Source organism: Christiangramia marina (genome assembly GCF_048285865.1).
Lineage (GTDB): Bacteria > Bacteroidota > Bacteroidia > Flavobacteriales > Flavobacteriaceae > Christiangramia > Christiangramia marina.
Window position 1 is genome coordinate 1,254,877 of record NZ_JBLVTK010000001.1, and the last position, 8,509, is coordinate 1,263,385.

The window sequence follows — 8,509 nt, forward strand, 5'->3', positions numbered from 1 at the left end:
ACATATTTAACGAATTCGAACTTTCCTGAATTAAGATTCATTCTATCTTCGTAGAAATTTTCCGGATTTGACGAAGCACCTTTACCTATTATTTATTTTGATTTTTCTACATACAGCATGTAGCAGTGATGATGATGGCAACCAGAGCGTGCAGACCTCTGCAACCGCATGGGTGTTGGCGACGAACCATAACGGGGAAGTTAAAAAGTTTGATATCAATAATGCCACTTCCAGTACTTTCAAGCTAAATTCTTCAGATGCTGAAGGGATTTATTACAATTCTGCCGACAATGGTTTTACAATCGTATCCAGAATTCCTGGCAGACTGGAATCTTACCATAATATAACCGACTATGCCAATAGTGTCGAGGTTGAACTTGATGCAGATATTCTTGGGAATATTCATTACCAGAGCGGAAGGGATCTTGCCGTTCAGGGTGATATTTATGTGGTTTCAGATAATACAGATCTGGATCTTGATGAAACTACACCAGAAGGTCGACTGTTCATTTATGTACGGGAAGAAAACTCCTTTAAACTTCGGAATGTTGTAACCACTAAATTCAAGCTCTGGGGTCTGGAGTTCATAGGAAATGATCTTTATGCAGCGGTGGATGAAACCAACAAGATCGCAGTGTACAGGGATTTTGCAGATACTTATACTACGAATGTTCTGGCGACCGCGAATAAGCAGGTGGCATTCCAGGGGCTGCTTAGAACTCATGGTCTGGACTTCGATAATGGTATTATGGTGCTTTCAGATATAGGTGAAGCTGAATCTGCGACAGATGGAGGATTACATATTATTCAGAATTTTGAAGAAAAATTTAATGCTGCTCAAAATGGTTTTGTGGCCCTTGAAGAGCAATTCCGGATCTCTGGCGATAATACCTTACTTGGTAATCCTGTGAATGTTGTGTACAACAGCGCTTACAATGTAATATTTGTAGCTGAAGCTGCGAATAATGGTGGTAAGATCCTTGCTTTCAACGATGCGACTTCAGTTTCAGGAAATATATCACCAGACCTGCAATACGATATTCCAGGTGTTTCTTCTGTATTTTTCCATACAGAATAACCTTTGCTGAAGATCCCTTCAGAAAAAAAATAAGTATTTCAATTGCCCTTTATCGCTGGTGGTTTCCGCAGGCTTGCTGCCCGTTTTAATTGAAGTTTGATGGCAAATTAAAAAATTGATATACTTTTGCAACTACAAACCAACAGATTTATGGCTAAGAATTTAGTGATTGTTGAGTCTCCTGCTAAGGCTAAAACCATTGAAAAGTTTCTGGGAAGCGATTATAAAGTTGCCTCCAGTTTTGGGCATATCGCTGATTTGCCTACTAAAGAGATAGGGGTTGATACCGAAGGAGATTTTACACCTAAATATATTGTATCCAAAGACAAAAAGGATGTTGTAAAAAAGCTTAAGAGTCTTGCTAAAACTGCTGAAATGGTATGGTTAGCAAGTGATGAGGATCGGGAAGGAGAGGCAATTGCCTGGCACCTTGCAGAGGAGCTTAAGCTGGAAGACGATAAAACTAAAAGGATCGTATTTCATGAGATCACCAAGTCGGCGATCCTGAAGGCGATCGATAATCCCAGGAAAATCGATTATAACCTAGTAAACGCTCAGCAGGCTCGTAGAGTTCTGGACAGGCTGGTAGGTTATGAACTTTCGCCAGTACTCTGGAGGAAAGTGAAAGGTGGTCTTTCGGCTGGTCGAGTACAATCTGTAGCAGTAAGACTCATCGTAGAGCGCGAAAGAGAAATTCAGGATTTTACCGCACAGGCATCTTATAGAATTGATGCTGAATTTTCTACGGAAGAAGGAAAGTCTTTTAAGGCTAAGATTCCGAAGAACTTTGATACAAAAGAAGAGGCAGAACAATTTCTGAAGGATAATCTTGGTGCAAGTTTTAAGGTTTCAGATCTTACTACGAAACCAGCGAAGAAAACTCCTGCACCTCCATTTACAACATCAACATTGCAACAGGAGGCTGCAAGAAAACTATATTTTTCAGTAAGTAAGACCATGACCATGGCACAACGACTATACGAAGCCGGTCATATTACTTATATGAGAACAGATTCTGTAAACCTTTCCGAAGAAGCCAGAAAGGGAGCTAAAGAAGAAATTGAAAAGGCTTACGGAGATAAGTACGCCAAAGCAAGACAGTTTAAGGGGAAATCCAAGGGAGCTCAGGAAGCTCACGAAGCGATTCGTCCTACAAGCTTTAAAAAACATACAATTTCCGGGGATCGCGATCAGCAAAGATTATACGAACTGATCTGGAAAAGAGCGATAGCGTCACAAATGAGCGACGCACAGCTGGAGAGAACCAATGTGAAGATTGAGACAGATAAGCACGATAATCAATTTTCTGCCAATGGAGAAGTTTTGAAATTCGACGGATTCCTGAAAGTTTACCTGGAAGGTAGCGATGATGAGGATGAAGAACAAAGCGGAATGTTACCGGCTTTAAAGGTTTCACAAGCCTTAAACAACGAATATATCACTGCAACCGAAAGATTTACCAGGCCTCCTTATCGTTATACGGAAGCTTCGCTGGTTAAAAAACTGGAAGAACTTGGTATTGGTAGACCTTCCACGTATGCACCAACGATTTCAACCGTTCAATCCAGAAATTATATTGAAAAAGGATCTGTAGACGGAACCGAAAGAGAATATTTGCAATTCACTCTGAAGGATCAAAAGATTAGAGAAGAGAAATTATCCGAAACCGTAGGTAGTGATAAGGGGAAACTTGTTCCTACAGCAACCGGAATGGTTGTAAATGACTTTTTAGTGAATCATTTTTCCAATATTCTGGATTATAATTTCACCGCTAGAGTAGAAGAGAGTTTTGATAATATAGCTGAAGGAAATGAAGAGTGGAAGTCTATGATGAAGAACTTCTACAAAGATTTTCATCCTCATGTTCAGGATGTTGCACAAAATGCGGAAAGAGAAGTTGGGGAGAGAATTCTGGGTGAAGACCCGGAAAGCGGTAAACCTGTGAGTGTACGCTTAGGTAAATTCGGACCTATGGTGCAGATTGGTAGTGTGGAAGATGAGGAAAAGCCTCGTTTCGCCAGCTTGAGCCCGGACCAGAGCATGGAGACTCTAACTTATGAGCAGGCGATGGATCTGTTTCAACTACCAAAAACACTTGGTGAATATAAAGGGGAAAGTGTAGAGGTGAATAATGGGCGTTATGGCCCTTATGTACGCTTCGGGAAAACCTTTGTTTCTCTTGAAAAAGGAGAAGATCCTTTAAATGTTGAGTTTGACAGAGCCATGGAACTTATCAAAGAGAAAGAAAAGGCAGATGCTCCTATTTACGAATATAAGGATCATCCGGTTCAAAAAGGAGTTGGTAGATTCGGACCCTATTTGAAGTGGAATGGAATGTTCATAAATGTGAACAAGAAATATGACTTTGATAACCTTTCAGATAAAGATATCGAACAATTGATCGATGATAAGATTCAGAAGGAAAAAGATAAGTTGATTCACCACTGGGAAGATGAAGGAATTCGCGTGGAAAAAGCTCGTTGGGGAAGGTTTAATGTTATCAAAGGCAAAGCGAAGGTTGAGCTGCCTAAAACTACCAATGCTCAGGAGCTGACCCTGGAAGAGGTGCAGGATATTCTGGAGAAAAGCGGTAAGACCAAGAAAAAGGCTGTTAAGAAAAAGCCGGCCAAGAAGAAAGCTGCGACCGGGAAGACGACTGCTAAAAAAACCACGGCCAAAAAGACTACTAAAAAGACATCACCCAAAAAGAAATAAAATATGGAGTTCGATTTTCTTAGTCCTGTATCAGATAACATACTGGATGAAGTCACTCACCTGAATGCGCAAACCATTGGTGCGCAATTAAAACTCCATACATCTGAACATGGTTTACCAGACCTTGATAAGGTTAATGTAGCGATATTCGGAGTAAGAGAGAATCGCCGGGCTGTTAGAGAAGATTCAACGCCCGATTTTGAGAGTTTACGCAGGCAGTTATATAGTCTGTATCCAGGAAACTGGCGTTTGAACTTGGCAGATCTGGGAGATATTCAAGAAGGAGATGCAGTTGAAGATACCTATTATGCAGTTTCGAAACTATGTGCAGATCTAATTAAACAGGATATCATTCCTGTAATTCTAGGTGGAAGTCAGGATCTGATCTATGCGCAGTATCGTGCATATGATCATCTTGATCAAATGGTGAATCTGGTAAATATCGATAGCAAATTTGATCTTGGTGATGCAGATAAACCTATTAGTAATCAGTCATTTGTAGGAAAAATCGTCGTAGATAAGCCATATAATTTATTTAATTATTCTACGATTGGATATCAAACTTATTTTAACTCCCAGGAGGAGATAGAATTGATGGAGCGTTTGTTCTTTGAAGCTTATAGACTGGGGGAAGTTACCTCGAATATTGGTCACATGGAACCTATTATGCGGAATGCAAATCTTGTGGGTCTCGATATAAGATCTATAGACTCAGCATCTGCAAATTCAGATTATTTCAGTAGTCCAAATGGCTTTAATGGCAGGGAAATTTGTGCTTTATCAAGGTATGCAGGAATTAGTGATAAAGTGAGTTCATTTGGTGTTTATGAATATCAGAATGAGATGAATAAGCTCACTGATACACTGGTAGCACAGATCATCTGGTATTTCATAGAAGGGGTGAATTACCGCACAAATGAGAATACAATTTCGGCTAAAAAAGATTTTATAAAATATCAGGTTCCAATAGATGACGATATCCTGGTATTCTTTAAGAGTCCTGTAAGTGGGCGTTGGTGGATCGAGATTCCTTTTTTAAATTCAGTCAATAATAAATTAAAAAGGCATACGTTATTACCTTGCAGTGAAGAAGATTATCTGGAGGCTTGCAACCAGGTGATCCCTGAACGGTGGTATAAGGCCAAAAGAAAAAACGAAGTATAAAATAATAAAGTCAGGCATTATCGGTAATTGCTGTATTTTTATCGGAAATATTGTTTTTTAAAAAATATTTAGATAGGTTTACTGCCTTAAATCAAAATGTCTTAACCTAAGATAATTATGAAGAAGTATATTTCGCTCATTGCTGTTCTGGCCTTGCTTTCAAGCTGTGGCGGAGGCGATCGTGGACAGCTAGTAGGTGCGGAGGGAAAGAAGTGGAATCCGGAGAAACCTTATGGTATGACATTAATTCCTGGTGGTTCGTTCGTCATGGGTAAATCTGATGATGATATTGCCGGACAGAAGAATGCTCCTCCAAAGACCGTTACCGTACGTTCATTTTATATGGATGAGACAGAGATCACTAACTCTGAATATCGACAATTTGTGGATTGGGTAAAGGATTCTGTAGTAAGGGTGGAACTTGCTAAAATGGCTGAGTTGCAAGGTGCTACTGCGGGTGATGATGGGATTGGTGAATTTGCCTTTGCAGACGCTGAAGAAGGAAATATGACTCCTTACGAAGAGTACATGTTAAATACTTATGGTCAGGGTGGTCCTTCAGAAGATTATTCGAATAGAAGACTGAATAAAGATATCGACATTTACTGGGACACTGAAGATTATCCGGATGTATACTATGCCGAGGTAATGGATTCGATGTATATCCCAATGGATGAAGTATACAACGGTCAGAGAACTATCGATGTAAAAAAATTAAAATTCCAGTATTCTTATATGGACATTCAGTCTGCTGCTAAAAAGCAGGGTGACCGTAGTAACTATATCAAGAATGAACAAGTTTCTGTTTATCCAGATACGACAGTTTGGATTAGAGACTTTAATTACTCATACAATGAGCCTATGCACAATGACTATTTCTGGCATAGTGCATTTGATGATTACCCTGTGGTAGGTGTTTCCTGGAAGCAGGCAAGAGCATTTACTCAATGGAGAACAAAATATCATAATGACTTCCGAAGAGAAAAAGGAGATGCAAACGTACCTTCTTACAGGCTCCCAACCGAAGGTGAGTGGGAATATGCTGCTCGTGGAGGTCTGGAAGGTGGAACTTACCCATGGGGTGGTCCTTATACGCTGAATGACCGAGGTTGTTTTATGGCCAACTTTAAACCACTTCGAGGTGATTATGCGGCAGATCAGGCTCTTTATACAGTAGAAGCTAAGTCTTATGATCCTAATGATTACGGACTGTATAATATGGCTGGTAATGTAGGGGAATGGGTGGACTCAAGTTACGATCCAGGGTCATACGAGTATATGTCTACAATGAACCCGACCGTGAACAATCCACAGGATATGCGGAAAGTAGTAAGAGGTGGTTCGTGGAAGGATGTGGCTTACTTCTTACAGGTAAGCTCAAGGGATTACGAATATATGGATTCAGCAAGAAGCTATATTGGCTTTAGAACTGTTCAGGATTATCTTGGAACAGATGTTACGCTGAATCAATCCAGCAAATAATATTAGAACTTCAACCTATCAATAAACCAACAAAAAAATTTAAAGCTTAAAGTTATGGCAAAATCAAGAGGAGCAAAACGGGTGACCAATATGGTATATGGTCTTGGTGCATCTGTAGTTATATTAGGAGCGCTATTTAAAATTATGCACTGGCCGGGTGGTAATGAAATGCTTATTGCCGGTCTAATCGTGGAAGCATTGGTATTTGCCTACTCAGCTTTCGAACCAATTGATGATGAACTTGACTGGTCATTAGTGTATCCAGAATTAGCTGGAGGTACAGGAGCAAGAAGAGATGCAGTTGTAGTGGAGCAGAAAGAAGCTGAAGCATCTTTGTCTAAGAAACTTGATGCGATGTTGAAAGAAGCAAAATTGGATGCAGATCTAATGTCTTCTTTAGGAAATAGTATTAGAAATTTTGAAGGAGCTGCAAAAGGAATTGCCCCAACAGTTGACTCAATGGCTTCTCAAAAGAAATACAGTGAAGAATTAACTGTAGCTGCTGCTCAAATGGAAACATTGAACAGTATCTATAAAGTACAGGTTGAATCTGCTTCTAAACAGGCAGAGGTTAATCAGGCTGTTGCAGAAAATGCGGGTAAACTTAAAGCACAAATGGATTCGTTAGCAAATAATATGGCTTCTCTAAACAATGTTTACGGAGGAATGCTAACAGCTATGAATGGAAAACCAAGAGTCTAATTGAATATTCAATTAAGCGAATTATTAATTAAAATATCTAATTAGACATGGCATCCGGAAAACAATCGCCAAGGCAGAAGATGATAAACCTAATGTATTTGGTTTTCATCGCTATGATGGCACTAAATATGTCCAAAGAGGTTCTTACCGCATTTGGAATGATGAATGAAAAATTGAGTACGGCTAACGCTACTGCAGAGAATCGAAATGCTGCTTATATGGCTGGTCTTGCTGAAAAAGTAGATGAACAACCTGCAAAGTACACCTCAATTAAAGAGAACGCAGATAAGATCGACCAATTATCAACACAACTTAACGATTACATTGAAGGGGTAAAGAATAATCTTACTGCCGATATGGAAAAAGAGGATAACGGTAAGTGGAATTATGAGGAAATGGACAAGGCTGATCAACTTGATGAAATGTTCTTCCAGAGTGGTAGAGTTTCTCCAACGGGTCAGGAATTTGTAGATCAGATTGATAATTATCGTGAGCAGGTTTCTGCAATCCTTGAAAATAAATACCCTCAACTTGCTGCAAATGTAAGAAGAGAATTCGCTACAGAAGAAGTTACAGATGGTGACGGGGTTACCAAGCCATGGCTATATTATAACTACCAAGGATTCCCTTTAATCGCTTCATTGACTAAGATGACTCAGATTCAAGCGGATGTGAAGAGTACAGAAAGTGAGATCTTGTCTCAAATGTTATCTGGACAATTACAGAGCGATGTTTCTTTAAGTAATTACCAGGCAATCGTAATTCCAGACAAACCGGCATTTTTTAGCGGTGAGGAATTCAGTGGTAAAGTAGTTTTAGGACGTTTTGATAATACTTTACAGTTCGAGAAAGTAACTATCAACGGTAAGGAAGTTGAAAATACTCAGGCGGGACAGGTGGTATTAAAATTCCCTGCTGGAAATGTAGGTGAGCAAAAAATTACTGGTGAGCTGCAGTATCTTGAGAATGATTCTTTGAAAAGTATTGAGATCTCAGATTCTTATAATGTAATTCCATTACCTAATTCAGCAGTCATCTCTGCAGATAAAATGAATGTGGTATATCGTGGAGTTCAGAATCCAATGACGATTTCCATTCCTGGTGTAAGCAGTGTTAGTGCAAATGCTCCAGGGCTTAGAGCTTCTGGTGGTGCTGGAAGTTATATGATGGATGTTACTACTCTACAGGCTAGAGAAGTTACTATTAGCGTAAGCGGTGAACTTCCAGGAGGTAAGACTGTTTCAGACAGAAAAACTTTCCGAGTAAAGGATATTCCTCGACCAGTTGGAACGATTCGTGGAGAAGATGGATCTGTATCTATGCAGAGAAATTCCTTGGAAATCGCTACAGTTGGAGCTAACCTTCCAG

General features: G+C 39.7%; 6 protein-coding genes. All 6 read left to right on the forward strand.

The window, feature by feature from the left end; genetic code table 11:
- Positions 1–67: 67 nt before the first annotated feature.
- Complete coding sequence (locus tag ACNKXS_RS05865; RefSeq protein ID WP_417920028.1) at positions 68–1,078, forward strand: hypothetical protein; 1,011 nt, start codon at positions 68–70, stop codon at positions 1,076–1,078.
- 150 nt (positions 1,079–1,228) lie between these two features.
- The gene (gene topA, locus ACNKXS_RS05870) at positions 1,229–3,793 is read left to right on the forward strand and encodes a type I DNA topoisomerase (protein ID WP_417920029.1); all 2,565 of its coding nucleotides are present in this window, start codon (positions 1,229–1,231) and stop codon (positions 3,791–3,793) included.
- Between the two features lie 3 nt (positions 3,794–3,796).
- Positions 3,797–4,957 carry a formimidoylglutamase gene (locus ACNKXS_RS05875; RefSeq protein ID WP_417920030.1) on the forward strand — a complete coding sequence of 387 codons (1,161 nt, stop codon included), beginning with the start codon at positions 3,797–3,799 and terminating at the stop codon, positions 4,955–4,957.
- Between the two features lie 117 nt (positions 4,958–5,074).
- Positions 5,075–6,439, forward strand: coding sequence for a T9SS ring complex lipoprotein PorK/GldK (porK, locus tag ACNKXS_RS05880; RefSeq protein WP_417920031.1), 1,365 nt, complete (start codon positions 5,075–5,077; stop codon positions 6,437–6,439).
- A gap of 54 nt (positions 6,440–6,493) precedes the next feature.
- The gene (porL, locus tag ACNKXS_RS05885) at positions 6,494–7,141 is read left to right on the forward strand and encodes a type IX secretion system motor protein PorL/GldL (protein ID WP_295180752.1); all 648 of its coding nucleotides are present in this window, start codon (positions 6,494–6,496) and stop codon (positions 7,139–7,141) included.
- Between the two features lie 47 nt (positions 7,142–7,188).
- The coding region (gene porM, locus ACNKXS_RS05890; protein WP_417920032.1) for a type IX secretion system motor protein PorM/GldM at positions 7,189–8,509 on the forward strand (1,321 nt) is incomplete at its 3' end.